Consider the following 24,562-nt stretch of genomic DNA (forward strand, 5'->3'; position numbering starts at 1 on the left):
GCAGGGGCAGCGCCATCCGCCCCGCTCGGCGCAGCGCCTGACTGAGCACGAGGAAGTCGGCACCGGCGACGTTGAAGATGCCCGGGTGGTCGCCGAGCGTCGCGTGGCGCAGCACGTCGACGCAGTCCTGCTCGTGGACCAGCTGGAAGCGCGGGTCACGCCCGAGCGCGATCGGCACGACCGGCAGCAGGAAGTACTCCGACAGCGCCGTGCGGATGGTGGGGCCGACGACGTTGGCCAGACGCAGGATCGTCACGTCGATGTCGGGTCGGCGGCGGGAGAAACCGCGGACGTAGGCCTCGACCTCGCTCGCGTCCTTTTCGTATCCGCCGCGCGCCACCGTGCCCGGAACCATGTCTTCGGTGAACAGTGCAGGCGCGTTCTGGCCGGCACCGTAGACCGTCGTGGACGACTTCACCACGAGCTTGCGCACGCTGTCCGAGCGCTGGCACGCCGCCAGCAGCTGCATGGTGCCGATGACGTTGATCTCTTTCTGCGGCGAGCGCCCGCCGGCATCGGACCGCGTGGCCAAGATGTTCATGTGCACGACGGTGTCCGGTCGAGTGCGCTCGATGACCCGGCCGATGTCCGAGGTGCGGATGTCGGCCGAGGCGAACTCGGCCTCGCCGATGCCGTCGGCAGGCCGGACCATGTCGACCCCGATGACCCGGTCCACAGCGGCGTCGGTCGACAGCCGTTCGGCCAGGCGTGCTCCCAGGTGCCGGGCCACGCCGACCACCATGACTACTCTCGACACCGGGTCAGCCTTCCGTCGCGTTACGCCGATGCCAGCCTAACGCCGCACCACGAGGTACCCACGGTGGCCGGACCGGCTCGCGGGTACGGGGTGATGTGGGGCTCTACTTGCCCATGCGGCGCCGCTGAACGCGCGTCCTCCGCAGCAGTTTGCGGTGCTTCTTCTTCGCCATTCGCTTACGCCGCTTCTTGATCACAGAGCCCACAAGGCACCCTCACTCGGTTCGGTCGTTGTCCGCTCGGCTGGCCGGAGTCGGCCGCGGACGGTTGCCAAGGCGCGAGCGTGTGCGCGCGCCGGAGTAAGAGTACCTGCGCTCCCTGGTGCGTGATCCAATCGTTACGGCACGATCGGCGTCGTCAGCCGGCTTCCGCCCCGTGCACGTACGAGTCGCGCAGGTAGTCGTGCACCGCGTTCTCGGGGATGCGGAACGATCGCCCCACCTGAACCGCCGGCAAGGTGCCGGCGTGAACGAGGCGGTACACCGTCATCTTGGACACCCTCATCACGGTCGCCACCTCGGCGACGGTGAGAAAGCGCACCTCATCGAGCGGTGCTTGTGGTCCGTTCGTCGTCATCGCCCCTCCACGCCGTTGCCGGCGGCGCGCCTCCTCGTCGACACGCATCCTCGGCAACGTGTAGCTCGATAGTAGTGGCGGATGTGACGGATGGGAAAGGGGGATGGCCCAGTGATTGCGCGACGTAGGCGGTTGGTCACGCTCGCGGCCTTCGTCCGCTTCGCGCCCGCCGGCGCGCCGCATCAGTAGTGCGGCTCCATCCCGTGCAGCGGGAACACCGCCGTCCGGGTCGCGACCACGGCCTGGTCCAGTGCCGCCGCCGGGTCGTATCCCGCGGACCAGTCGGCGAAGTCAGCGTCCCCGCCGTCGGTCATCCGGATCGGCGCCACCCTGCCGTGCGCCGCGCGGACGTGATCACGCCACGCCGCCGGCACCGCCGTGCCGGGCGAGATGGGGCGCTCTGCCGCGATGGCCATCAAGTGCGACCACGCGCGCGGCACCACGTCGACCAAGGCGTAGCCGCCGCCCCCGGTCGCCAGCCAGCGGCCTTCGCACAGCTCGTGAGCCAGATCGTGCAGCGCCTCGTAGGAAGCGCGCTGCCCGTCCACAGTCAAGGCCAGGTGCGCCAGCGGGTCGTCGAGATGGGTGTCGCAGCCGTGCTGCGTCACCAGGATCTGCGGCTTCCAGGCGCGCAGCAACGGCGGGATGATCGCATGGAAGGCACGCAGCCAGCCGGCGTCGGTCGTCCCGGGCGGCAGAGCCACGTTGACCGCGGTGCCCTCGGCGTTCATGCCGCCGGTCTCGGTCGGGAAGCCGGTGCCGGGAAACAAGGTGGTCGGCGACTCGTGCACGCTGATGGTGAGAACGCGCGGGTCGTCGTAGAACGCCGCCTGCACGCCGTCGCCGTGGTGAACGTCGACGTCGACGTAGGCGACGCGCTCCGCGCCGGAGTCGAGCAGGTGCTGAATACCGACGGCGACGTCGTTGTAGATGCAAAACCCCGCCGCCCGGTCCGCCATGGCGTGGTGCAACCCGCCGGCGACGTTCACACCGTGCGTCGCGCGACCGTGCCAGATCGCGTCCGCCACGGCGACGGTCCCGCCCACGATGCCGGCGGCCAATTCATGCATGCCCTCGAAGCACGGGTTGTCCTCGGTACCCAGGCCGCGCTCCAGGTCGAACGTAGTGGGATCGGCACCGGCGCGCCGCACGGCGGCGACGTATTCCGGTGTGTGCACGGTCGTCAGCATCGCGTCGTCGGCCGTGGGCGGTGTCGTCAGATGGACACCGCGGTGATCGAAGACGCCCAACTCGCGCGCGAGCCGGATGGTCAGATCCAGCCGCAGGGGGTTCATCGGATGCCCGTGGCCGAAGTCGTAACCGGTCAGGGAGTCGTCCCAGGCGATGTGCACGGCTTGGCGCGGATCGTCCATACCCACCGACCCTAGATGAGCCCGACGCAGCCGGCGTCAGTGGACGGTGGCGCCGACGGGTGAGCGGCGGCGACGCGTCGTCGGCGTCAGACCGCCTCGCCGGACGACAGGGCCCGCGAACGGTCGCGCGCGGCCTGCATCGCCGCCAGGAAGTCCGCACGGACCTTGCCATCCTCCAGCAGGCGCAACGCCGCCGCGGTGGTGCCGCCGGGCGAGGTCACCCGCTCGCGCAACACCGTCGGATGCTCACCGGTCTCGCGCAGGAGCTTGGCCGAGCCGACCAGCGTCTGCACCACGAACTCGGTCGCCGTGGCCCGCGGCAGGCCCATGTGCACGCCCGCCTCGATCATCGCCTCGACGACGTAGAAGACGTAGGCGGGCCCGGAGCCGGAGATCGCGGTGACCGCGTCGAGTTGTTGCTCGGGCACACGCGCGACCCGGCCGGTGGAGCTGAGCAGTTCCTCGGCCTCGCGCAGGTGCACCTCGTCGCAGTGCGAGCCGGCCGAGATGGCGGCCATGCCTTCGTCGACCAGGGCCGGCGTGTTGGGCATGACGCGGACCACGGCCACGCCGGGCGGCAGCCGCGATTCCACGTAGGCGGTGGTGATGCCGGCGGCCAGCGAGACGATGAGCTGGCCCGGCCGCACCGACGGCCGGATCTCGTCCATCAGTGCGTTCATGTCCTGCGGCTTGACCACCACGAGGACAGTGTCGGCCCGCTTGACCGCGGTGGGGTTGTCGACCACCTCGACGCCGTAGCGTTCGGTGAGCTCGACGGCTCGCTCGGGGCGCCGATCGGTCACCAGGATCTCCGAGACCTGCCGTCCCGCGTGCACCAGGCCCGAGAGGATCGCTTCGCCCATCACCCCCGCGCCGAGAATCGCGACTGTCATTTCTTGCTCGCCACCGATCGTAGGAAGAGCATGAGATTGGCCGGGCGCTCGGCCAGCCTGCGGACCAGATAGCCGTACCAGTGCGCGCCGTAGGGCACGTAGACCCGGACCCGCTCACCGGCGCGGACCAGCCGGCGCTGCTCGCGAGGTCGCACGCCGTACAACATCTGGTATTCGTAACTGCCTTGCTCCCGGCGGTTGCGAGCCGCGAGCGAGCCGGCGATCTCCACCAGACGCGGATCGTGGGTGGCGATCATCGGGTAGCCCTCACCGCTGAACAGGATCTTCATACACCGGACATACGACCGGTCGACCTCGTCGCGGTCCTGGTAGGCCACGCTCGCCGGCTCGTCGTAGGCGCCCTTGCACAGCCGGACCCGTGACCCCGCCACCGCCAGCTCGCGGCAGTCACCCTCGGTGCGCTTGAGATAGGCCTGCAGCACCGCGCCGACGCTGGGGAAGTCCGCCCGCAGTTCGCGCACGGCGCTCAGGGTCGCATCGGTCGTGGTGTGGTCCTCCATGTCGAGCGTGACCGTGGTGCCGGCGTCCTCGGCGGCCTGGCAGATGCGACGGGCGTGGTCCACGGAGATGGCCTCGCCGTCACCGGGCAACGCCTGGCCGATGGCCGACAGCTTGACCGACACCTCGACGTCGGTGCCGAACTCCGCCTCGCGCAGGGCGCCCAGCAACGACACGTACGCCCGCGTCACCGCTTCGGCCTGGCCGCGGTCGAGGGTGTCCTCACCCAAGTGATCGATGGTGACGGTGAGCCCGTCGTCGACCAACTCGCCGGCGGCACGCACGACGTCGCTCTCTTCGGTGCCGGGGACGAACCGCGCGACCAGGTTGCGCGTGAGCGGCACGGCTTCGACGGTACGTTGCAACCGCACGCTTCGCGCCGCACCGAACAACACCGAGCGCATCATCGTTCCGGCCAACGTGGCGACCTCCGTTCCGGCAACACTGTTCCGTCAGAGTACGGCACTGCGCCGGGCAGATCGCGGCCAACCACGGCGTCCGCCCGGTGCCGCCGGCGGGCCGCACCCGAGCCGGTGTCAGGGGGTACGACGGCGCAGCGTGGCCGCCCCGAGGGCGAGCAGCGCGAGCGAAAACCCGACGACGACGGCGACGTCCCCGGTCACGCTCGGCTCGGCGACGGCCTGGACCTCCAGCATCGCGTCCACCGCGTAGGACAGCGGCAGCACGTCGGAGATCGGTTCCAGGATGCCGGGCAACTCCGCGCGCGGGACGAGCAGGCCGCACAGCAGGAACTGCGGCAGGATCAGGGCCGGCATGAACTGGACCACCTGGAACTCGGTGGCGGCGAACGCGCTGACGAACAGGCCGAGCGCCACGCCGAGCAACGCGTCGAACACCGCCACGGCCACGAGGATCCAGGTCGGGCCGGTCGCGCGCATGTCCAGGAGCCCGACCGCCACCGTCGCGGTGAGCGTGGCTTGAACCAGGGCGACCGCGCCGAAGGCGAGGGCATAGCCGAGCAGGAAGTCCAGCTTGCCGGTGGGCATCGCCAGCAGCCGCTCCAAGGTGCCGGTCGTGCGCTCGCGCAGGGTCGCGATCGACGTCACCAGGAACATGACGAGGAACGGGAAGATCGCGAGTAACGCCGGTCCGATCAGGTCGAACATCCGGCCGTCGTCGTAGATCCACCAGAGCAGCGACATCAGCAGGCTCGGTACGACGAGCAGCATCGCGATCGTGCGCGGATCGTGCCGGAGCTGCATCAGGACGCGAGCCGACGTGGCGATGGTGATCCGCGGGCTCATGACTCCTTCACCTCGCTGTCGGCTCGTTCGATGAGTTTGAGGAAGGCCTGCTCGGCATCGGCGGTACCGGTGCGCGCCAGCAGGTCCGGCAGGGTGTCGTCAGCCAGCACAGCGCCCTCGCGGAGCAGGACGAGCCGCTCGCAACGCTCGGCCTCGTCCATGACGTGACTGGACACCAGCAGCGTGACGCCGGACTCGGCAAGGCGATGGAACAACCCCCAGAGCTCGACGCGCAGGACGGGGTCGAGCCCGACCGTGGGCTCGTCGAGCACGAGAACCTCGGGTTCGCCCAGTAACGCGGTTGCCAGGGACACCCGGGAGTGTTGGCCGCCGGAGAGCCGGCCGACCAGTTGATGGGCATGAGAGGTGAGGTCGACCTGCTCGATGGCACGATCCACGTCGGTGCTCGGTGCACCGAGCACTTTCGCGAAATACCACAGGTTCTGCCGCACGGTCAGGTCGCCGTACACGCTCGGACTCTGCGTCACGTAGCCGACGCGGTGCCGCAACGGCTTCGACCCCGCCGGCTGACCGAGGACCTCGATCGTGCCGCCGGCCACCTTCTGCACGCCGACGATGGCACGCATCAGCGTCGACTTTCCCGAACCCGAGGGACCCAGCAGACCGGTGAGAGTGCCCTGGCGCACCTCGAGGTCGAAGTCGTCGAGAACGGTGCGCTCGCCGCGCACGACACGCAGGCCACGTGCGCGCACAGCGATGTCCGGGGCGGTGCCCACAGGCGGTCGTGCCCGCTGTCTCGCTAAATTCATCATGTGTTGAATATTGCTCGCGCAACACGACCCCGTCAACCGGGTATCGCCGGGAGATGCGTGGACCGGCGCCACGCCGGCCGGGCTCGTCAGTCCTCGGCGGCGAGCCCCTTGGTGGCGAGCGCCTTGTCCACGTAGGTCTGTAGGGCGGGGCCGATCAGCGCGACGATCTCGTCGTCACTGGCTGAGGCGATCGGCTCGAGCTGCACCACATAGCGCGCGATCGCCACCCCGATGAGGTGCGAGACCATCGCCTCGGCTCGAAGCGGCGCGTCCGGCACGCCTTCGAACGCCAGCAAGACGCGACTGAGTATGGAGCGGGTGACGAACTCGCGCAGCATCCTGGCGGCATCGGGATGCGACATGGCCGAGCGGAGCACCGCGAGCAGCGGCCCCTGCCGGTCTGGATCACCCCAGATCTCGAAGAACGTCCGAGCGGCCCGTTCACCCACGGTGGCCAGGGGGCCGCCCTCGACCCGCTCGGCGATGACTTCCGGATCGAACGGAATCTCCATCGCCGCCAGGAAGAGCTTCTCCTTGCCGCGGAAGTAGTGGTGAACCAACGAGGCGTCGACGCCGGCGCGGGCCGCGATGCCTCGCATCGAGGCGCCGTCGTACCCCTTGGCGGCGAACTCCGTTCGCGCCGCCGTCAGGATGTCGCCTTTGGTGTCAGGCGCACCTGGCCGGCGCCCAGGCCTCGCTCGGGTCATGCGAGCGCTCGGACACCGGCGCGACAGAAACTCAACACATGTTGAATCTGCCCACCGGCGCGCCTCCACGTCAAGGTGGCGGCCGTGGATGCGTCTCGAACAGACATCGACCTCGATGCACTCATGTCATCGCATTCTAGGCACTTCACTCCACGCTCACGCCAAAAGGGGCACACCGGCACGGGCCACCCAAGCGGGCGGGGCGATAAACAAATTCGACCGGCCACATGCGCCGGCGCTTTGTCACCCGAATTCGGTCACATCGGTCACCTGAGGAGGACCGGGTCATTCGCGGAGTGAAACCGGACAATGGCAGATCTGAGCCATTTGCACCCGCACGGACAACCAATGAGGTGACTCTTTGACAATGCGCTTGACATCGGGCATCGAGAAACGGAGGCTTCTGTCCCGATGCGCATCATCAGTACCACCCCCAATGCGAAACACGCATCACAACCAAGGAGTATTCTGGTGAAGAAGGTTCTGCGTGGCACTCTGGCCGCAGGTGTCGCTTTCGCGGCCTGCGTCGGCTTCGGCGCCACCGCGACGGCTGCCGAGTCCGACCGGGCGGAGGTGCCCGAGGTCGAGATCCCCCAGACCGACGGCCTGCCCGACATCAACATCCTGAACAACGCCTGCGTTCTGCCGTGGTTCTGGCAGGGCCCGTTCAACGTGCTGGTGGAGAACCAGGACGGCTCGTACTCCGCGTGCAACGGCATGGCCTCGGACGAGGACGCCGACGCCGTCAACCTCGGCGAGAACGCCTGCGTGCTGCCGTGGTTCTGGCAGGGCCCGTTCAACGTCTTCCTGGGCAACCAGGACGGCTCGTACTCGGCCTGCAACGGCTCGGAGGAGATCAGCGCGGAGGAGGCGGACCGCATTCTGGACGGCCTGCCCGTCATCCCGGAGATCCTTCCGCGCAACCTCTGATCACGTCTCCGGCCGGCCACGGCCGGTACGTCATCAGTTGGCGGCACGCGAGGGGTTGCTGCCCGTCTCGTACAGACGCCGGCAGCGACCCCGCGTGTCGTTACCACCCCGGCGTCGCGTCGGCGGTACCACCGTCGGCGCGACGTCGTGTTTGGTCAGGTGGTGGACGCATCCGCGTCGCGGGCGACCATCTCCGTCGTCCCATCCGACCCTACGGCGAAGGCGGACTCCACCGCGGCGGCGAAGTTGAGGCGGGTGAAGGCCAGCGCCTCGGCTAGGTCGGCCTCACGTTCGGCCGTGGTGCGCGCGCGCCGCGTGGTCACCTCGAGGATCACCGCTCCAGGCCAATCCGTCCGGGCGAGGCGCTCGAGCACCGCCGAGCACGGTTGCTTGCCCCGCCCTGGGATCAGATGCTCGTCGCGCGCCGACCCGGTGCCGTCGGTCATGTGCAGGTGAGTGAGCCGCTCGCCGAGATTCTCAGCCATCTCGAGACCGTCCATCCCGGCCACCGCGGCATGTGAGAGGTCCAGGGTGATGTTCCGGTACGCCTCGTCGGTCGGATCCCAGTCCGGCGCGTAGGCGGCGACTTCTCGCCCGGCCGCACGCCACGGGTACATGTTCTCCACCGCGATCGCCACGCCGGACTCGGCCTCCAGTTGAGCCACCAGCTCGACGAAGCCACGAGCGTACTCACGCTGCCACCGGAACGGCGGGTGCACGACGACCGTCGAGGCTCCGAGCCGGTTCGCTGCGTCGACCGACTTGCGTAGCCGGGTGGTCGGATCCGGCGACCACACCCGCTGGGTGATGAGCAGACATGGTGCGTGCACCGACAACACCGGCATGCCGTAACGCCGGGACAGGCTCTCCACCTCGTCGATGTTCTGGCTGACCGGATCGGTCCAGACCATGAGCTCGACGCCGTCGTAGCCCAGCGAGGCCGCCATCTCGAATGCGGTGGCCACGCCTTGGGGATACACCGAAGCTGTGGAGAGCCCCACCGGCGCCGAAGGCACCCTGACGACTCCTCTGGCGCTCTGCCGCAGTTCCGACACGGCACCAAGCCTAGGCGGCAGTACCCGCCCGCTGTCATTCGAACAGGCTTGGATCGTACTCCCAGTGCCACGGTTCGGGCCTCGAGCCATCGGAGCGCGCCCAGCCCGGATTGTGCCAACCGAAAGCCCGACCGTGGGCATCCAGCCAGCCGTGCAACGCGCCGTCGTACTGCTCAGCGCCGCATCCGACGTCGACGGCCAGCCCCCAGCCGTGGTTGCTGGTTCCGGGTTCGGCGGCCAGGCCGGGCTTGGTGATGCTGAGCTCGACCTGCTGATCGAAACTGCGATAGGAGTCGGTGACGCAGTCGATCAGCGTGCCGACCGCGACCCCGGCATCGGCGGCGTACGTCTCGTCCAGGGCGACGAACGCCGCGGCGGCGTCCGGGCGCAAGGCGTGGGCAGAGCCGATGTCGCACAGGTACTCGTCACCGAGGGTGCCGTTGTCAACGCCGGAACCGGGGACCGTCGCGTCGCAGCCGTCCACGGGCGCGAATCCAGTGCGCGTCGGGGTAGGCGTCCTCGACGGCGGAGGCGTGGTCGTCGGTGATGTCCGGGGCGAGTCCACCGAGCGGCCCGGTTCCTCGGCCGCTCGCGTGCGCAACGCTTCGACGTCGGCGCCCGGGGTCGACCAGATCGGGCCGACAGCGCCGATGTCCGGGTCGCGGTCCTGGGGCATCAACTGCACCGCCGTGGCTGCCACACCGATGGCGGCCAGCGGCGCGGCGAGCCGGAACCGCCCCCGGCTGGACCCGCGACGGCGGCGAGCGGACCTGGATGCGTGTCGACCTGCGGGCACGAGCGGGCGGCACCTCCGAACTGACAGCGCGTGGGCGATGGTCCAATCGCGGCCGCAACCGACCTTAACCTGTCAGGTGCCGGCGACGGTGTCCTGCCCATTGAGCCGGTCGAGCTGGCGGAGGATGACGCCCTCTCGCAGGGCCCACGGACAGATGTCGACGTCGTCGGCTTCGAACAGGTCCAACGCGGCGTCGGCGACCACCGCACCGGCCAGGAGCTGCTCGGCCCGGCCCACTGACACGCCTGGCAACTGCGCCCGCTCGTCGGCGGACATGGCGGTGAACTTCGTCACCAGCTCGTGCGCGTCGTGCCGGCTCAGCGTGCGGCGGACGTACGGCCCCAGGTTCGACGGAGCCGCCCCGGCGACCCGGGCCAGCGAACGGAACGTCTTGCTCGACGCGACGACCTGGTCGGGGCGACCGTGCCGGTGCACGTTGCCCACGATGGTGGCCACGTGGGCGCGTACGTGTCGGCGTAGCTCGCGGACCACGCTCTGCGCGGGCGGGTCGGCGTGAAACCACTCGCGAGTCAGTCGGGCCGCCCCGAGCGGCAACGAGACGGCGACGTCGGGATCCTCGTCCAGGCCCGCGGCCACCTCCAGCGAGCCGCCGCCGATGTCCAGGCACAACAGTCGGCCACTCGACCAGCCGTACCAACGGCGTGCCGCCAGGAACGTCAGCCGCGCCTCATCCTCACCACTGAGAACCTGCAGGTCCACGCCCGCTCGTCGGCGCACCTGGTCGAGCACGTCGGTTCCCCCGACGGCGTCCCGCAACGCTGAGGTGGCGAAGGCCAGCATCGACGTGGCGCCCTTGTCTTCAGCGGCTCGTACGGCGCTGCGGCAGCATTCGATCAGCTCGTCGACCGCGTGGTCGCGCACCGAACCACGCTCGTCGATCAACTCCACGAGGCGCAGGTCGGTCTTCTCCTGGTAGGCCGGCAGCGGCCGGGCACCGACATGGGCGTCGACCATCAACAGATGGACCGTGTTGGATCCGACGTCCAAGACACCCATACGCACGATGCTGACGATACCGACGCGAACACGCGTCGCGCGCTTGATCACTGCCGATTCGCTTCGCGGTATTCACCTGGGCACCGGCGAATTCTCGTAGGGTCGAAGGCATGGAGCTTCGCGCGCCGGCCGCCCGGGCCTGGGTCGAGTTCACCGACCCGGCCGACTCCGGCCAGGTCGTCCGGTGTGATTTGACCTGGTTGACGTCGCGCTGGACGTGCATCTTCGGCCAGGGATGCCCTGGCATCTACGCCGACCGTCCAGACGACGGCTGCTGCACCCACGGCGCGCACTTCTCCGACGCCGACGACGAGCGTCGCGTTCGGAAGTTCGCGGCCCGACTCGGCCCCGACGACTGGCAGTTGAGAGCCGAGGGACTGCGCGGCGGCGTCGTGGAAACCGACGAGGACGGCGAGCGCAAGACCCGGGTGGTCGACGGTGCATGCATCTTCCACAACCGCCCCGGCTTCGCCGGCGGGACCGGCTGCGCGCTGCACCGGTACGCGCTGGGCAACGGCATGCATCCGCTGGAGACCAAGCCCGACGTATGCTGGCAGCTGCCGCTGCGGCGGTCGTATCGCGAAGCCGAGCGCCCCGATGGCACGACGTACCTCGAGGTCACGATCGGCGAGTACGACCGCGCTGGCTGGGGCGCCGGCGGCCACGACATGGACTGGTACTGCACCACCACCAGCGAGGCCCACGTCGGTCGCGAGCCGGTCTACCGGTCGAACGAGCCGGAGTTGCGGGCTCTGATCGGTGACGCCGCCTACGACGAACTGGCCCGCCACTGCGACGCGTTCGTCGCGGCTCAACTGCCTCTCGTGACACACCCGGCCACAGCGACCGCCGATTAGTGCGCCGGTTCGGCGTTCGGGGGGTCGGGGGTCGCGAGGGTCGGGGGTCGTGGGGTCGCGAGGTTCTCGCGTGGGTCGGGGTCGCGAGGGTCGGGGGTCGCGGAGGTCAGGGGTCGTGGGGTCGCGTGGCAGGGTGCACAGAGGTGGCGTTGCGCCGGGTCCTGAGCGGGTGCTGCGCGCCGGAGTGCCGTTCTGCGCGGTCGCGAAGATCGTCGTGCGCCGGAATGCCGGTCCCGCCCAGTCGTGAAGATCGTCGTGCGCAGGAACGCGCGATATAGCGGCATTTTCAGCCACGACGATCTTCACGACGACTGACGTTCATGGCCGGTCGACCGGGCGCTTTCATCCTGGGGCGCAGGCAGTCGCCTGCTCATACGACTGGGCCCGCGACGCAGGTGTCGCGGGCCCAGTGGTTCATCTGAACTTGACGGTGGGTTGACGCCTAACGCTGCGACAGTTCGCGACGACGGGTCACGGCCACGGCTGCGATCCCGCCGGCCAGCATCATCGCCGCGCCCAGGACCAGCAGCTGGTTGCCAGCGCCAGTGTCGGGGAGCTCGTCCTCGGCCTGGTTGTTGGCCCCGTCGCTGGAGCCGGCGTTCAGATCGTCGTCGGACTCGTCCGCGTCCGTGCCGTCGACCTCAGTGCCGTCGACCTCGGTGCCGTCCACCTCAGTGCCGTCCACCTCAGTGCCGTCCACCTCGGTCCCGTCCACCTCGGCCTCGGGGGCGCCGCTGTTGCAGGCCGCGTAGTAGGCGTCCTGGCTGCCGACCAGCGTGTTGATCGGCCCCTGCCACAACCACGGCAGCCCGCAGATCTCGTTCAGGAGGTTGAGCCCGCTCCCGGACTCGTGACCGTTGCTGTTGCACGCCGCGTAGTAGGCCTCCTGGTCGCCCAGGACAGCGTTGATCGGGCCCTGCCACAGCCACGGCGCGGCGCAGGCGTTGTTGAGCAGGTTCACGCCGTCGCCGGTCAGCGTTCCGTTGCTGTTGCACGCGATGTACTGAGCCGACTGGCCGTCCGAGAGGCCGTTGATCGGACCCTGCCACAGCCACGGCAGCGCGCAGATGTTGTTGCCCGCGTTGATGCCGTCACCGTAGGTGGTGCCGTCACTGTTGCACGCGACGTAGTGTGCCTCCTGGCCCTCCTCGAACACGTTGACCGGGCCCTGCCACAGCCACGGCAGCGCGCACGCGCCATTGAGCACGTTGATGCCGTCGCCGTACGTCGTCTCCTCGGTGTTGCAGACCACGTAGTAGGCGGACTGGTCCTCGTTGCCGGCGTTGAGCGGGCCCTGCCACAACCACGGCGCGGCGCAGGTGTTGTTCAGGATGTTGATGCCGTCGCCGTACGACTCGGCACCGTTGTTGAGGATGTTGATCCCGTCACCGATCGATATGCCGCTCGTGCCGTTACACGCCTCGTAGTAGGCCTCTTGCCCGCCGGAGAAGACGTTGAACGGACCCTGCCACAACCACGGCAGTGCGCAGACGTTGTTGCCGATGTCGACGGCGTCCAGGCCCAGAGCGTCCAGGGCCTGGTCGACCTTGTCGTCAGCACCTGCCTGGCCGAGCATGCCGAGCAAGGACCCGAGTTCACCGACGCCGGAGTCCTGGAGATCTGTCACTCTGGGGCCATCGGACGACCCGGATGCCCCCGTATCCGCGAACGCCATCGTCCCCATCCCGAGGCCGACGGCAAGGGCCGTGCCGGTTACAACGGCACCGCCCAAGACTCTCTTCAGCACAATTCCCCTCAAATCTTCTCAGGTGTCATCGGGGCCACTGGATCATTTCCCACCCCGCCGAGAAGTACATTCGGCGCTGGTGACAGTGATGTCAAGCTCATTTTCCTAATGTCACTGATGTCGTCAGCACATTGACTCGAACATCCCTACTTTCGAATCTTCACTGAATTGCGCATTGATGTCCGAAACGTGCCGCAGTGCCCGGCCGGCTCGCTCGGGGCTCCGCCGGATGTCACCGATACCGACCACCCCGTGGACACACTCCCCCAAGGCGGCACACCCGTCTGCGAAACTCGCTTTCCGTGCGCCGCGACGTCATTCCGAGCCCGAACATCTGGAACCATGCGCGTGTCTACGAACTCGAGAACCGCGGTGTCGATCCGGATGGCGTACTCGAGGCGGCGATGCGGCGGGTGCATGACTGGGCGGCGCAATCGGTGCTCGACGTCGGCTGCGGCTCCGGCTTTCATCTTCCGCTGTTCGCTGCCCGCGCCTCTCACGTGACCGGCGTGGAGCCGCACGAACCGTTGGTGGCCGCCGCCAGGCGCCGGGTCGCCCGTCTCGAGCCCGAGTTCCGCTCGCGCATCGACGTCCGGCGTGGAACGGCTCAGCAGCTCCCGGTCCCGTCGGCTTCGGTCGACGTCGCGCACGCGCGCTGGGCCTACTTTTTCGGTCCCGGCTGCGAGCCCGGCCTGACCGAGCTCTCGCGGGTGATGCGCCGCGGCGGCACGGCGTTCGTCATCGACAACGACGCCACTCGGTCCACGTTCGGTCGCTGGTTCCGGCGCTCGTATCCGTCGTACGACCCGGAGGCCGTCGAGCGATTCTGGGGCCGGCAGGGCTGGCACCGCGAACGACTCGACATCCGCTGGGAGCACCCCGATCGACAGACGTTCGAGCAGGTCGTCCGCATCGAGTTCCCGCCGCAGGTCGCCGACGCCTTCTTGACGACACATGCGGGCACCATGGTCGACTACGCCGTGAACCTCTTCTGGCACGAGTTCTGAACTCCGCCATGAGCCCTGACCATGTCGGAGCCGGCCGATACCGTCTATGACCATGGCCAAGGCAGCACAGATCTTCCGGTGCAGCGAGTGCGGCTGGACCACGGCGAAGTGGGTCGGCCGCTGCGGCGAATGCCAGACGTGGGGCACTGTCACCGAGTCCGCCACGGGGTCGGCACCGCGTACTGGGGCCACGCTCGCCGGGCCGGTCAGTCAAACCGCGCAGCCCATCGGGTCGGTCGGCATCGACGTCGCGCGCTCGCGCCCCACCGGGGTCGACGAGTTCGATCGCGCACTGGGTGGCGGACTCGTCCAAGGGGCGGTCATCCTGCTCGCCGGCGAGCCGGGTGTCGGCAAGTCGACCCTGCTGCTCGACGTCACCGCTCGGTGGGCCCACGAAGCAGGACGCGCTTTGTACGTCACCGGCGAGGAATCCGCCGCCCAGGTCCGGCTGCGGGCCGAACGAACGTCGGCGGTGGCCGATCAGCTGTTCCTGGCCGCCGAAACCGACCTGTCGGCGGTTGTCACCCACATCGACGAGGTCGATCCCTCACTCATCGTCCTCGATTCGGTGCAGACCGTCGCCAGTCCGGCGGTCGATTCCGCACCCGGCGGCGTCAACCAGGTCCGCGAGGTCGCTGCGGCCATGATCCGCATCGCCAAAGAGCGCGGCATCGCGACCATCCTGGTTGGCCACGTCACCAAGGACGGCGGCATCGCCGGCCCGCGCGTGCTCGAGCATCTCGTCGACGTGGTCCTGCAGTTTGAGGGCGATCGCCACTCCCGGCTGCGGATGGTCCGCGCGGTGAAGAACCGCTATGGCCCGGCCGACGAAGTCGGCTGCTTCGATCTCTCCGACACCGGCATCACCTCACTCGCCGACCCCACCGGCCTGTTCTTGTCCCAGCACGCCGCGCCGGTACCCGGTACCTGCATCACCGTGACACTCGAGGGCCGCCGACCGCTGCTGGGGGAGGTTCAGGCGCTGGTGGCGCCATCGGCGCTGGCTTCCCCGCGCCGGGCCAACAGCGGCCTCGACTCGTCCCGCGTGGCGATGGTGCTCGCCGTGCTCGAACGCCGCGGCGGCATCAAACTCCGCGAGGCCGACGTGTACACCTCGACCGTGGGCGGCGCGAAGCTCACCGAACCTGCCGCCGACCTGGCCGTACTACTCGCCGTGGCCGGCGCGGCCCATGGTTCGCCCATCCCGGCCGGCACCACTGCGCTGGGCGAGGTCGGCCTGGCCGGAGAGATCCGGCGCGTCACCGGGTTGCAGCGGCGGCTGGCCGAGGCAGAGCGGCTCGGCTTCACCCGGGCGCTGGTGCCCCCGGACCCCGGCCCGGTCCCGGCCGGCATCAAAGTCGTCGAAGTTCCGGACGTCGGACAGGCCCTCGCCATGGCAGCGGACTCCGCGCTACACGGGGCATCCGGAGCCTCTCGGTGAACCATTCAGACCGTTCTGTCCGATCTTTGTCACCGTTCGGCACCGAAGGCCATAGACTGATACACCCGGCGCTACTCGTCGTCGGTCACGACGACACGAGCCGCCGTACACTGAAGCCACGACGATAGCCGTTATGTCACGACAGGGGTCACGTGCAGGGCAACGATCGAGCCGGCGCCGACGCCAAACTGCGCCAGGCTCTGGCAGCTGTGGCACCCGGCACCGCCCTGCGTGAAGGCCTCGAGCGGATTCTGCGCGGGCGAACCGGGGCGCTGGTCGTCCTCGGCCATGACAAGCGCATCGAGCAGATGAGCACCGGCGGCTTCGACCTCGACGTCGAATTCAGCGCCACCAGGCTGCGCGAGCTGGCGAAGATGGACGGCGCGATCGTCGTCGACAGCGACTGCACCCGCATTCTGGCCGCCGCCACTCAGCTGGTGCCCGACCCCTCGATTCCCACCACCGAGTCCGGCACCCGGCACCGCACCGCAGAGCGGGTCGCGAAGCAGACCGGTTTCCCGGTCATCTCCGTCAGCCAGTCGATGCGCATCGTCGCCATCTACGTCGACGACATCCGCTACGTGCTCGAAGATGCCGGGCAGATTCTCTCCCGGGCCAACCAGGCCCTGGCCACGCTCGAGCGGTACAAGCTGCGCCTCGACGAGGTCTCCGGCACCCTGTCGGCCCTCGAGATCGAAGATCTGGTCACGGTGCGCGACGTCGTCGCCGTGGCGCAACGACTCGAGATGGTCCGGCGGATCTCGGTGGAGATCGACGGCTACGTCGTCGAACTGGGCACCGACGGCCGGCTGCTCAGCCTGCAACTCGACGAGCTGGTCGCGGGGGTCGACGTCGACCGTGAACTGGTCATCCGCGACTATCTTCCGGCGCCGTCGGGCAACCGCGGCCGGACGCTGAGCGAGGCCATCCACGATCTCGACAACCTGTCCGGCGTCGAGTTGCTCGACCTCGGTTCGGTGGCGCGCACTCTGGGTTTCCCCGGCGGCGGCGAGCAACTCGACGCCGCGGTCAGCCCCCGCGGCTTCCGCCTGCTCGCTCGCGTGCCGCGCCTTCCCGACAGCGTCATCGAGCGCCTGGTCAATCACTTCGGTGGGCTGCAGAAGTTGCTGGCCGCCAGCGTCGACGATCTGCAGGCCGTCGACGGCGTCGGCGAGAATCGCGCCCGCAGCGTCCGAGAAGGGCTCTCCCGGCTGGCCGAGTCGAGCATTCTGGAGCGCTACGTCTGACGGCGACGGCCCGACGAGTACGTGCCGCCAGCGTTCCGCGTCACCTCGATGCCGGCATCGCTTGATCTGATCAGGCCTGGACACAGACATGGGGCCCGCGCGGTATCCCGCGCGGGCCCCACCATCAGCCGATCGTGGTCACGTCGGCGTCATGGGTCTGTCGCCTCAGCTGTGCGCCACGACCTCTTCAGCGATACCGCCGGGCGGAACCTGGACCGAGAGCTCCGGGAAGCTCAGCAGCCCGACCTCGGCGGTGGCGACCTCGACGTCACCCAGCAGCGGCATCGGAGCGCTCAGCGTGACGCGCAGCGCCAGCCCGCCGCCGGAGGCCTCGGCCGTCGTGCCGTCCTCGGCCAGGACGCTGTCGTCGTCGCGGTAGTCGGCGAAGTTGAGGTTGACCGCGAGACCGTTGAGGTCGAAGGTCTGGTCGAACCCAGGCTCGACGTCGATGACCTCCTCGCCCGCGACGTGCAGCTCCAGCGCCGGCAGGTCGTAGTCGAAGGTCGCGCCGCCGGGCTCACCGGTGGCCTCGAGCCGGCCCCAGCTGTTCGGCGTCTCTCCGTCGTCGGAGCCCGCGAAGCCCACGGAGATGCCGCCGTTCTCGGCCCCACCGAGCACGCTCACGTCACCGAAGCGACCGCTGACCTCGGCGTAGCCACCCAGCGAACCGTCCTCCTTGGCGAAGGTCCCGGTCTCCTGCAGCAGCTGGCCGGCCCCGATCGAGATGACCGACTCGTCGACCGGAAGGTCGATCGGCAGCAATTCGGTCACCGGCCCGAGGTCGGACGCGTTGAGCAGATCCACCTGGCCAACACCGGAGTACAGGCTGGTCAGCACGCCACCTTCGGCACCCTCGGAGACCAGGTCGCTGTTCCAGTTGGCCTTCGCCTCACCCGAGATGGCGCTGAGGCTGCCGACCACCGGCACCTCGATGCCGTGGAACCCGTACGTCGCGGGCTCCTCTTCCTCCGGCAGCGCCGTCTGCTCGACCAGGTACGGCACGTCGAAATCGGCGCCGAGCCCGCCGACGTTGGCGATGGTGCCGAATGCGCGCGAGTACACGCCCGGGTCTTCGCCTTCGATCCCGGCCGAGTTGGCCTCGGACTCGATCTGGCCGACCGTCACGTTGGCGTCGACCTCTGGCACCGGGACCGGCAGCGGCAGCCCGCTGGCGACCTCGACCTGCGCCGTCGCGTAGTAACCATCCGCGACGATCTGGAAGTCGTCGGAGCCGACGTACACCTTGTCGTCGGCAGCTTGTGCCTGCAAGCCCACGCAGCCGACCGCGAGCGCTGTGCCCGTCGCTCCGGCCACGACCCGGACCGCGTGACGACGCGTACGCGCGGCGCCGGCTATTGGCCTAGACATAACTTCTCCTTCTAGTACTCGAGTTGACTCCACCCGATTGACGGGCCCGGTGCGGATTTAACGAACACACCAGCCGCTGACGCTAACTACAGTCACTACGGCTAGTCAATGACATTCGTACTTATGACTCGAAGATCCACTTGAACCGCTTCGAGCTGGGCGTTTTATGGTTGACATTGCGGCACAAACGCTAACTGTCCGCATACTCGTGGTTCCACTGAATGTGCAGCAATGTCCGATTACCGCGTCGGCTTTCGCGAAATCCGGCATTGCGCCCGGATCGATCCCGTGGCCCCGCCGATCGGTTCCATCGGGCGGTGTGTGACGATCGCTGGCGTGCGGGACTCCGTTCTGTCGTGGTACGCGGCCAACGCACGCGATCTGCCCTGGCGTGCCGCCGATCGCACGCCGTGGGGTGTCCTCGTCAGCGAGGTCATGCTTCAGCAGACACCGGTGTCGCGCGTGGAGCCGGTCTGGCGGGAGTGGCTCCGGCGGTGGCCGTCCCCGGCAGCGTTGGCGGCCGAGCAGCCTGCTGCCGCCATTCGCGCCTGGGGCAGGCTCGGCTACCCTCGGCGCGCCCTGCGCTTGCACGCCGCTGCTCGCGCCATCACCGACCGGCACGCCGGCTCCGTGCCTTCCGGCTACGACGACCTTCGCGCACTACCTGGCGTCGGCGATTACACGGCGGCAGCGGTCGCCTCGTTCGCCTTCGGCGCCCGGCATGCCGTACTCGACACCAACGTGCGCCGGGTGCTCGCCCGCGCGATCAGCGGGTCGCAATACCCACCGCAATCCGCGACGGCAGCCGAGCGCCGGCTGGCCGAGGAGCTCCTACCGGAGCCCGAGGACGCACCCACCTGGTCGGTGGCCGTCATGGAGCTCGGCGCGGTCATCTGCACCGCGCGAGCCCCACGCTGCGGAGAATGCCCGATCGCGGGCGAATGCACGTGGCGGCTGGCCGGTTCTCCCGCCTATGCGGGCCCGCCCAGACGCGGTCAGGCCTGGGAAGGGACCGACCGGCAAGCACGTGGCCGGCTGCTGGCCGTCCTCCGTGAAGCGTCGGGACCGGTCGGCAAAAGCGCGTTGGACGTCGTATGGTCCGACGCACGGCAACGAGAGCGCGCACTCGATGGGTTGGTCGCCGACGGACTGGTCGAGCCGCTCGATGGCGACCGGTATCGCCTGCCGAGTAGCTGACACGTGGCTTGCCCCGATGTGACCCCTCTTGACCCGCGGTAATCATTTCGCTACGTTCCGCCTCAAGCTGGTTTGCTGAAAACGGCAACCGCCCATGTCGGGGAGGCCAGTATGCCGCGCACGTCCAGCTCCACCCGTCATCGCCGATCGGGCGCCGCGGTTGCCGTGGGATGTGCCGTGGCTTTGGTGGCCGCGCCGGCCGGCGCTGTCGGCGACGCGGGTTCCGACGGCCGCAGCACGTCCGGCTACGTTCAGGCACAACTCGATGCGATGACGCTGGAAGAGAAGGTCGGCCAGCTCTTCGTCACCCACGTGTACGGCACCGACGCCACCGAGGTGACCGCTGAGCAGGCGGCCAAGAACCAGGCGGCCTACGGGGTGGACACGCCGGCTGAGGTGGTCGACAAGTACCACCTCGGTGGGGTCATTTACTTCTCCTGGTCGCAGAATGTCGACGACCCGGTCCAGGTGGCCCGGTTGTCCAACGGCTTGCAGGCAGCGGCCACCGACGACGGTCCCCCGCTCATGATCGCCGCCGACCAGGAGACAGGCATCGTGGCCCGGATGCCGCCGCCGGCAACGGAGTTTCCCGGTGCCCAGGCTCTGGCAGCCGGCGGTGAAACCCGCGATGCCCGACGGGCAGCGACCATCACCGCTCGCGAGCTCCGTGCCGTCGGCATCACCCAGAACTTCGCTCCCGTCGCCGACGTCAACGTCAACCCGCACAATCCGGTCATCGGCGTGCGCAGCTTCAGCTCCGACCCGGGCATCGCCAGTGAGTTCGTCCGTGCCCAGGTAGCCGGCTACCAGCGCGGGCACGGCGTCGCCGCGGCGGCCAAGCACTTCCCCGGCCACGGCGACACGAGCGAGGACAGCCACGTCGAACTCCCCGCGATCGACCACACCAGGGCGGAATGGGAAGCTCTGGACCGCCCGCCGTTCGACGCTGCGATCGACGCCGGCGTCGACGTCATCATGACCGCCCACATCGTGGTGAACAGCCTCGACCCGTCCGGCGACCCGGCCACCTTGTCGCACCCGATCGTCACCGGCCTGCTCCGGGAAGAGATGGGCTACGACGGCGTGATCATCACCGATGCGATGAACATGGACGCCATCGTCGAGAACTGGGGGTCCGACGTCGCCGGCGTGCTGGCTCTGCGGGCCGGGGTCGACCAGTTGCTCGTACCCGAGGACGGCCATATGGACGTCATGTACCAGTCGGTGATCGACGCTGTGCGCAGCGGCGAACTCAGCGAGGAGCGCATCGACCGCAGCGTCGCCCGAGTTCTGGAGCTCAAGCTCGAGCACGGCGTGGTCGCCAATCCCTACGTCGACGTCTCCGCGGTCGACCGTCGCGTCGGCAACCGGGCCCATATCGCGACCGCCCAGCGGATCACCGGCCGCACCGTCACGGCGTTGCGGAACACCGGTGCCGACGGTCAGCCGGTGCTGCCGATCCAGGCGGAGGGCGCCTCGGTGTTGGTCGCCACCGCGAACGGCGCCGCGGGCACGGCCGCGGCCGCAGCGCTACGCGAGCACGGAGCCGACGTCGAGGTGTTGAACACCGGCACCCGTCCGACCGACGTCGACATCGCCGCAGCGGTCGAGGCCGCGCCCGCCCACGACCTGAGCGTGGTGATCACGTCGAAGGCGTGGGACACCAGCGGCACCGATCCCGAGGGCCGGCAACGCCAGCTCGTCACGGCCCTCACCGAGACCGGCACCAACGTGGTCGCCGTGGCTACCCGCGATGCCTACGACGTCGCCTACCTACCGCAGGAAGCCGGTTTCCTCGCCGCGTACTCCTCCACCGCAGTCTCGATGCGAAGTGTCGCCGGTGTGATCGCCGGCACCATCAATCCGACCGGGCGGCTGCCGGTGGACGTCCCCGCAGCCGACGGCTCCGTGCTCTACCCGATCGGAGCCGGCCTGTCCTGGCCCGCCGAACGCTGACCCACCGACCCCACGAGCACCGGGAGACCCCATGGATCGCCGTCAGTTCCTCGCCGCCAGCGGCCTCGGCGTGGCTGCCGCCGCCGCGTGGCCCGCGACCGCCGCCGCACGTCCTGGAGCTGCCTCGCGGCCACCGGGCCGCGCCGACACAGCGCCGACCGTCCAGGTCGGCGCGGAGCGGTGGGCTGCGGACGGTTGGTCGGCCCTGAGCGGGCATCGCGTCGGCGTCATCTCCAACCCGACCGGCATCCTGACCGACACGTCGCACATCGTCGACAGCATGGTCGCCTCGGGCAACGTCAACATCACCGGCGTGTTCGGCCCTGAACACGGCTTCCGCGGTTCGGCGCAGGCCGGCGACTCCGAGGACACCTTCACCGACCCTCGCACCGGGGTCACGGTCTACGACGCCTACGGCGCCCAGGAAGCCCACTTCATGAACATGTTCGCCGAGGCCGACGTGGAGGTCGTCGTCTTCGACATCCAGGACGTCGGTGCTCGGTTCTACACCTACATCTGGACCATGTGGTCCGCGATGCGCGCGGCGGCGCGGATGGATCTGAAGTTCGTCGTGCTCGACCGGCCCAATCCGCTCGGCGGCACGGCCTACGGTCCCATGCTCTACCCGGGCTACGAGTCCGGCATCGGGCAGCGCTACATCGTGCAGCAGCACGGCATGACCGTCGGCGAGCTGGCTCAACTGTTCAACGGGGAGTTCCTGCCGGACGACGCCGGCGCCGTCGTGGACGACCTGGAGATCGTGGAGCTGGAGGGGTGGCGCACCGACATGCGCTACGCCGACACCGGCCTGCCGTGGGTGCTGCCCAGTCCGAACATGCCCACGCCCGACACCGCCCAGGTGTACGTCGGTACCTGCCTGTTCGAGGGCACTGCGCTGTCGGAAGGCCGGGGGACGACCCGGCCGTTCGAATTCATCGGCGCGCCCTACGGCACGTATCACTGGTCGGACGCGCTGAACGAGGCCGGGTTGGCCGGCGTGGACTTCCGCGAGGCCTACTTCTCGCCGACGTTCAGCAAGCACACCGGCGAGACCTGCGGTGGCGTCCAACTGCACGTCACCGATCCGCTGGCCTTCGACCCCATCCGTACCGGAGTCACCATGCTCGTCACGGCGAAGCAGCTGTATCCCGACGACTTCGCCTGGCGAGGCGGTGGGGACAGTGACGGGTTCATCCACCTCCTGCACGGATCGGACCGGCTGCAGACGATGGTCGACGCCGGCGCGTCGGCGGACGAGATCGTGGACTCCTGGCGCCACGAGCTCACCCGGTTCGACGCCACGCGGCGGCGCTACCTGATCTACCGGGGCCGGCGATGATGCGGCGGGCCGGTACGGTGGCCGCGGTGGGTACTCTCGCGCTGACCGGCGTCGTGGCCAGCCCGGCCGGTGCTGACGACGGCCTGGCGCGGTTCGACCGGCCGCAGTCGGGGTTCATGCCGCCTGCCACCGTGCTCGAGCAGGCCGAGCCGGCCGATGCCGGTCTCGACCCGGCTCGGATCGAGGCCTTGACCGCGGCAGCGGCGTCCTACACCGAGCCCGCACCGGGCGCGGATCACCCGCTGTACGCCAGCTCCGTGGTGCTGGCCGCCCACGACGGGCAGATCGTGGCCGAGGACGCCGCCGGCTGGTCGCTCCGCTACGCCGACGCCGACGGGACGCCGCTGCCCCCGGACAAGCGGGTGGCGGCGACCACCGACACCATCTACGACCTGGCATCGGTCTCGAAGCTGTTCACCACCATCGTCGTCCTGCAGCAGGTGGAGGCCGGGCTGATCGACCTGGACGCGCCCGTGGCCGATTACCTTCCGCCGTTCGCGGCGAACGGCAAGCAGGACATCACCGTGCGGCAGTTGCTGACGCACACCAGCGGCCTGGTCTCCTGGCTGCCGTTGTGGCGTGAGCCCTCGAACCAGGCGCGGTTCGACGCCGTCATGAACGCCACGCCCGAAGCCGAGCCGGGCACTGCGTACGAGTACTCCGACCTCAACATGATCACCGCGGGGTGGGTCGCCGAGGAAGTCACTGGACGCGGCCTGGCTGAGCTGGTGCGTGAAGGCATCACCGACCCGCTCGGCATGGACGACACCGGCTACAACCCGGCACCGGAACTGCTGCCGCGGATCGCGGCCACCGAGTTCCAGGCCGTCCCCGACCGCGGCATGGTGCATGGCGAGGTTCATGACGAGAACGCCTGGTCGTTCGGTGGCGTCGCGGGACACGCGGGCGTGTTCGGCACCGTCGACGACCTCGCCCGGCTCGCGCAGGCGATCCTGAACGGCGGAGCATACGACGGCGCTCGCATCCTCGACCGCGCCACGGTCGAGGCGATGCTCACCAACGAGAACGAGGCGTTCCCCGGCAACGATCACGGGCTGGGCTTCGAGCTGAACCAACGCTGGTTCATGGACGCGCTGTCCTCGCCGTCCACGGCCGGACACACCGGGTACACCGGCACGAGCATGGTCATCGATCTACAGTCGCGCTCGTTCGTCATCCTGCTGACCAACCGGGTGCACCCCTCGCGGGACTGGGGCTCGATCAACCCGGCTCGCCGGGATGTCGCCCACGAACTGGCCTACGCGCTCGCCGTCGCACCTCGCTCCGGTGACACCTCGTGGGCGGCGGCCGACGGCGGATCGGCCACGTCGACGCTCGACCTGCCGGTCCGGTTGCAGGGCACGTCGACGGTGACGTTCGACCTGTTCGCCGACACCGAGAGCACCGACCTGCTCAGCCTGCAGATCTCCACCGATGACGGCGAGAGCTGGGAGCCGGTGCCGTTCACCGCCCGCCACGGTGACGAGCGGATCGAGGCCGACGACGGCGTGGTCAGCGGATACCACGGGCGGCATTGGTGGCCGGCGCGAGCGGAGCTGCCGGGTGTGTCCGGCGACGCGGTGCTGCGCTGGACCTACACGACCGACCCGCTCTACGAGGGCCGGGGCGTGCACGTGGACGACGTCAAGGTGCGGACCCGGGGTCTGCCGACGTTCCACGGCGAGAAGCACCCCGAGGCGTTCACCGCCGACGGCTGGTCGCTCGTGGCCCGCTGACGGCCGC

General features: G+C 69.1%; 23 protein-coding genes. 9 read left to right on the plus strand and 14 right to left on the minus strand.

The window, feature by feature from the left end; translation table 11 throughout:
- The 9 genes from M6444_RS04490 to M6444_RS04530 all read right to left on the minus strand — a co-directional run.
- A partial coding sequence (locus M6444_RS04490; RefSeq protein ID WP_298323558.1) for an NAD-dependent epimerase/dehydratase family protein occupies positions 1-757 on the minus strand: 757 nt, incomplete at its 3' end.
- Between the two features lie 103 nt (positions 758-860).
- The gene (locus M6444_RS04495) at positions 861-962 is read right to left on the minus strand and encodes an AURKAIP1/COX24 domain-containing protein (protein WP_074946526.1); all 102 of its coding nucleotides are present in this window, start codon (positions 960-962) and stop codon (positions 861-863) included.
- A gap of 151 nt (positions 963-1,113) precedes the next feature.
- Entirely contained in the window at positions 1,114-1,332 is a 219-nt protein-coding gene (locus M6444_RS04500) for a helix-turn-helix domain-containing protein (protein WP_298323567.1), read from the minus strand.
- A gap of 182 nt (positions 1,333-1,514) precedes the next feature.
- Positions 1,515-2,705 (minus strand): acetoin utilization protein AcuC, encoded by a 1,191-nt coding sequence (locus M6444_RS04505; protein ID WP_298323569.1) that lies wholly within the window; start codon positions 2,703-2,705, stop codon positions 1,515-1,517.
- An 86-nt stretch (positions 2,706-2,791) separates the two neighbouring features.
- A complete protein-coding gene (proC, locus tag M6444_RS04510) occupies positions 2,792-3,598 on the minus strand; it encodes a pyrroline-5-carboxylate reductase (protein ID WP_298323571.1) in 807 nt (268 codons plus the stop codon).
- A complete protein-coding gene (locus M6444_RS04515) occupies positions 3,595-4,524 on the minus strand; it encodes a proline dehydrogenase family protein (RefSeq protein ID WP_363326237.1) in 930 nt (309 codons plus the stop codon). The genes proC and M6444_RS04515 overlap by 4 nt, the downstream gene beginning before the upstream one ends.
- A gap of 129 nt (positions 4,525-4,653) precedes the next feature.
- Positions 4,654-5,382, minus strand: a complete 729-nt coding sequence (locus tag M6444_RS04520) for an ABC transporter permease (RefSeq protein ID WP_298323574.1) — start codon at positions 5,380-5,382, stop codon at positions 4,654-4,656.
- Positions 5,379-6,095, minus strand: a complete 717-nt coding sequence (locus M6444_RS04525; RefSeq protein ID WP_298323578.1) for an ABC transporter ATP-binding protein — start codon at positions 6,093-6,095, stop codon at positions 5,379-5,381. Before M6444_RS04525 ends, M6444_RS04520 begins: the two co-directional genes overlap by 4 nt.
- A 146-nt stretch (positions 6,096-6,241) precedes the next feature.
- On the minus strand, positions 6,242-6,862 hold the full coding sequence (locus M6444_RS04530; protein ID WP_298323580.1) for a TetR family transcriptional regulator: 621 nt from the start codon (positions 6,860-6,862) through the stop codon (positions 6,242-6,244).
- Between the two features lie 471 nt (positions 6,863-7,333).
- On the opposite strand from M6444_RS04530, the gene M6444_RS04535 reads away from it, so the two are divergent.
- On the plus strand, positions 7,334-7,792 hold the full coding sequence (locus M6444_RS04535) for a hypothetical protein (protein WP_298323582.1): 459 nt from the start codon (positions 7,334-7,336) through the stop codon (positions 7,790-7,792).
- A gap of 155 nt (positions 7,793-7,947) precedes the next feature.
- Here M6444_RS04535 and M6444_RS04540 read toward each other — a convergent pair whose 3' ends face one another.
- The 3 genes from M6444_RS04540 to M6444_RS04550 form a co-directional block, all read right to left on the minus strand.
- Positions 7,948-8,808, minus strand: a complete 861-nt coding sequence (locus M6444_RS04540) for a sugar phosphate isomerase/epimerase (protein WP_298323584.1) — start codon at positions 8,806-8,808, stop codon at positions 7,948-7,950.
- Between the two features lie 73 nt (positions 8,809-8,881).
- A complete protein-coding gene (locus tag M6444_RS04545; RefSeq protein WP_298323586.1) occupies positions 8,882-9,643 on the minus strand; it encodes a M15 family metallopeptidase in 762 nt (253 codons plus the stop codon).
- Positions 9,644-9,715: 72 nt separating this feature from the next.
- Entirely contained in the window at positions 9,716-10,666 is a 951-nt protein-coding gene (locus M6444_RS04550) for a Ppx/GppA phosphatase family protein (protein ID WP_363326235.1), read from the minus strand.
- A gap of 104 nt (positions 10,667-10,770) precedes the next feature.
- On the opposite strand from M6444_RS04550, the gene M6444_RS04555 reads away from it, so the two are divergent.
- Complete coding sequence (locus M6444_RS04555) at positions 10,771-11,517, plus strand: hypothetical protein (protein ID WP_298323588.1); 747 nt, start codon at positions 10,771-10,773, stop codon at positions 11,515-11,517.
- Positions 11,518-11,959: 442 nt separating this feature from the next.
- Here the strand turns inward: M6444_RS04555 and M6444_RS04560 are convergent, their stop codons facing one another.
- Positions 11,960-13,144 (minus strand): LPXTG cell wall anchor domain-containing protein, encoded by a 1,185-nt coding sequence (locus tag M6444_RS04560; protein ID WP_298323590.1) that lies wholly within the window; start codon positions 13,142-13,144, stop codon positions 11,960-11,962.
- 422 nt (positions 13,145-13,566) lie between these two features.
- Between M6444_RS04560 and M6444_RS04565 the strand changes: the two genes are divergently transcribed.
- From M6444_RS04565 to disA, 3 genes are all read left to right on the plus strand, one after another.
- The gene (locus M6444_RS04565) at positions 13,567-14,271 is read left to right on the plus strand and encodes a class I SAM-dependent methyltransferase (RefSeq protein ID WP_298323592.1); all 705 of its coding nucleotides are present in this window, start codon (positions 13,567-13,569) and stop codon (positions 14,269-14,271) included.
- A gap of 52 nt (positions 14,272-14,323) precedes the next feature.
- Entirely contained in the window at positions 14,324-15,712 is a 1,389-nt protein-coding gene (gene radA, locus M6444_RS04570; RefSeq protein ID WP_298323594.1) for a DNA repair protein RadA, read from the plus strand.
- A 188-nt stretch (positions 15,713-15,900) separates the two neighbouring features.
- Complete coding sequence (disA, locus tag M6444_RS04575; RefSeq protein ID WP_363326238.1) at positions 15,901-16,959, plus strand: DNA integrity scanning diadenylate cyclase DisA; 1,059 nt, start codon at positions 15,901-15,903, stop codon at positions 16,957-16,959.
- A gap of 165 nt (positions 16,960-17,124) precedes the next feature.
- Here disA and M6444_RS04580 read toward each other — a convergent pair whose 3' ends face one another.
- Positions 17,125-18,327 carry a hypothetical protein gene (locus M6444_RS04580; RefSeq protein ID WP_298323597.1) on the minus strand — a complete coding sequence of 401 codons (1,203 nt, stop codon included), beginning with the start codon at positions 18,325-18,327 and terminating at the stop codon, positions 17,125-17,127.
- A 321-nt stretch (positions 18,328-18,648) separates the two neighbouring features.
- Between M6444_RS04580 and M6444_RS04585 the strand changes: the two genes are divergently transcribed.
- The 4 genes from M6444_RS04585 to M6444_RS04600 all read left to right on the plus strand — a co-directional run bounded on the left by M6444_RS04585 (position 18,649) and on the right by M6444_RS04600 (position 24,555).
- Positions 18,649-19,524, plus strand: coding sequence for an A/G-specific adenine glycosylase (locus M6444_RS04585; protein WP_363326239.1), 876 nt, complete (start codon positions 18,649-18,651; stop codon positions 19,522-19,524).
- 111 nt (positions 19,525-19,635) lie between these two features.
- Positions 19,636-21,480 carry a glycoside hydrolase family 3 protein gene (locus M6444_RS04590; protein WP_298323601.1) on the plus strand — a complete coding sequence of 615 codons (1,845 nt, stop codon included), beginning with the start codon at positions 19,636-19,638 and terminating at the stop codon, positions 21,478-21,480.
- 31 nt (positions 21,481-21,511) lie between these two features.
- Complete coding sequence (locus tag M6444_RS04595) at positions 21,512-22,819, plus strand: DUF1343 domain-containing protein (protein WP_298323603.1); 1,308 nt, start codon at positions 21,512-21,514, stop codon at positions 22,817-22,819.
- 26 nt (positions 22,820-22,845) lie between these two features.
- A complete protein-coding gene (locus M6444_RS04600) occupies positions 22,846-24,555 on the plus strand; it encodes a serine hydrolase (protein WP_298323605.1) in 1,710 nt (569 codons plus the stop codon).
- Positions 24,556-24,562: the final 7 nt, after the last annotated feature.

The organism is Haloactinopolyspora sp. (genome assembly GCF_027324685.1).
Lineage (GTDB): Bacteria > Actinomycetota > Actinomycetes > Jiangellales > Jiangellaceae > Haloactinopolyspora.

What these genes read in the sequence shown, in the direction of transcription:
- M6444_RS04500 (WP_298323567.1), bottom strand. Translation starts at nt 1,332, where the DNA reads ATGACGACGAACGGACCACAAGCACCGCTCGATGAGGTGCGCTTTCTC.
- M6444_RS04505 (WP_298323569.1), bottom strand. Translation starts at nt 2,705, where the DNA reads ATGGACGATCCGCGCCAAGCCGTGCACATCGCCTGGGACGACTCCCTG.
- proC (WP_298323571.1), bottom strand. Translation starts at nt 3,598, where the DNA reads ATGACAGTCGCGATTCTCGGCGCGGGGGTGATGGGCGAAGCGATCCTC.
- M6444_RS04515 (WP_363326237.1), bottom strand. Translation starts at nt 4,524, where the DNA reads ATGATGCGCTCGGTGTTGTTCGGTGCGGCGCGAAGCGTGCGGTTGCAA.
- M6444_RS04520 (WP_298323574.1), bottom strand. Translation starts at nt 5,382, where the DNA reads ATGAGCCCGCGGATCACCATCGCCACGTCGGCTCGCGTCCTGATGCAG.
- M6444_RS04530 (WP_298323580.1), bottom strand. Translation starts at nt 6,862, where the DNA reads ATGACCCGAGCGAGGCCTGGGCGCCGGCCAGGTGCGCCTGACACCAAA.
- M6444_RS04555 (WP_298323588.1), top strand. Translation starts at nt 10,771, where the DNA reads ATGGAGCTTCGCGCGCCGGCCGCCCGGGCCTGGGTCGAGTTCACCGAC.
- radA (WP_298323594.1), top strand. Translation starts at nt 14,324, where the DNA reads ATGGCCAAGGCAGCACAGATCTTCCGGTGCAGCGAGTGCGGCTGGACC.
- M6444_RS04580 (WP_298323597.1), bottom strand. Translation starts at nt 18,327, where the DNA reads ATGTCTAGGCCAATAGCCGGCGCCGCGCGTACGCGTCGTCACGCGGTC.
- M6444_RS04590 (WP_298323601.1), top strand. Translation starts at nt 19,636, where the DNA reads ATGCCGCGCACGTCCAGCTCCACCCGTCATCGCCGATCGGGCGCCGCG.
- M6444_RS04595 (WP_298323603.1), top strand. Translation starts at nt 21,512, where the DNA reads ATGGATCGCCGTCAGTTCCTCGCCGCCAGCGGCCTCGGCGTGGCTGCC.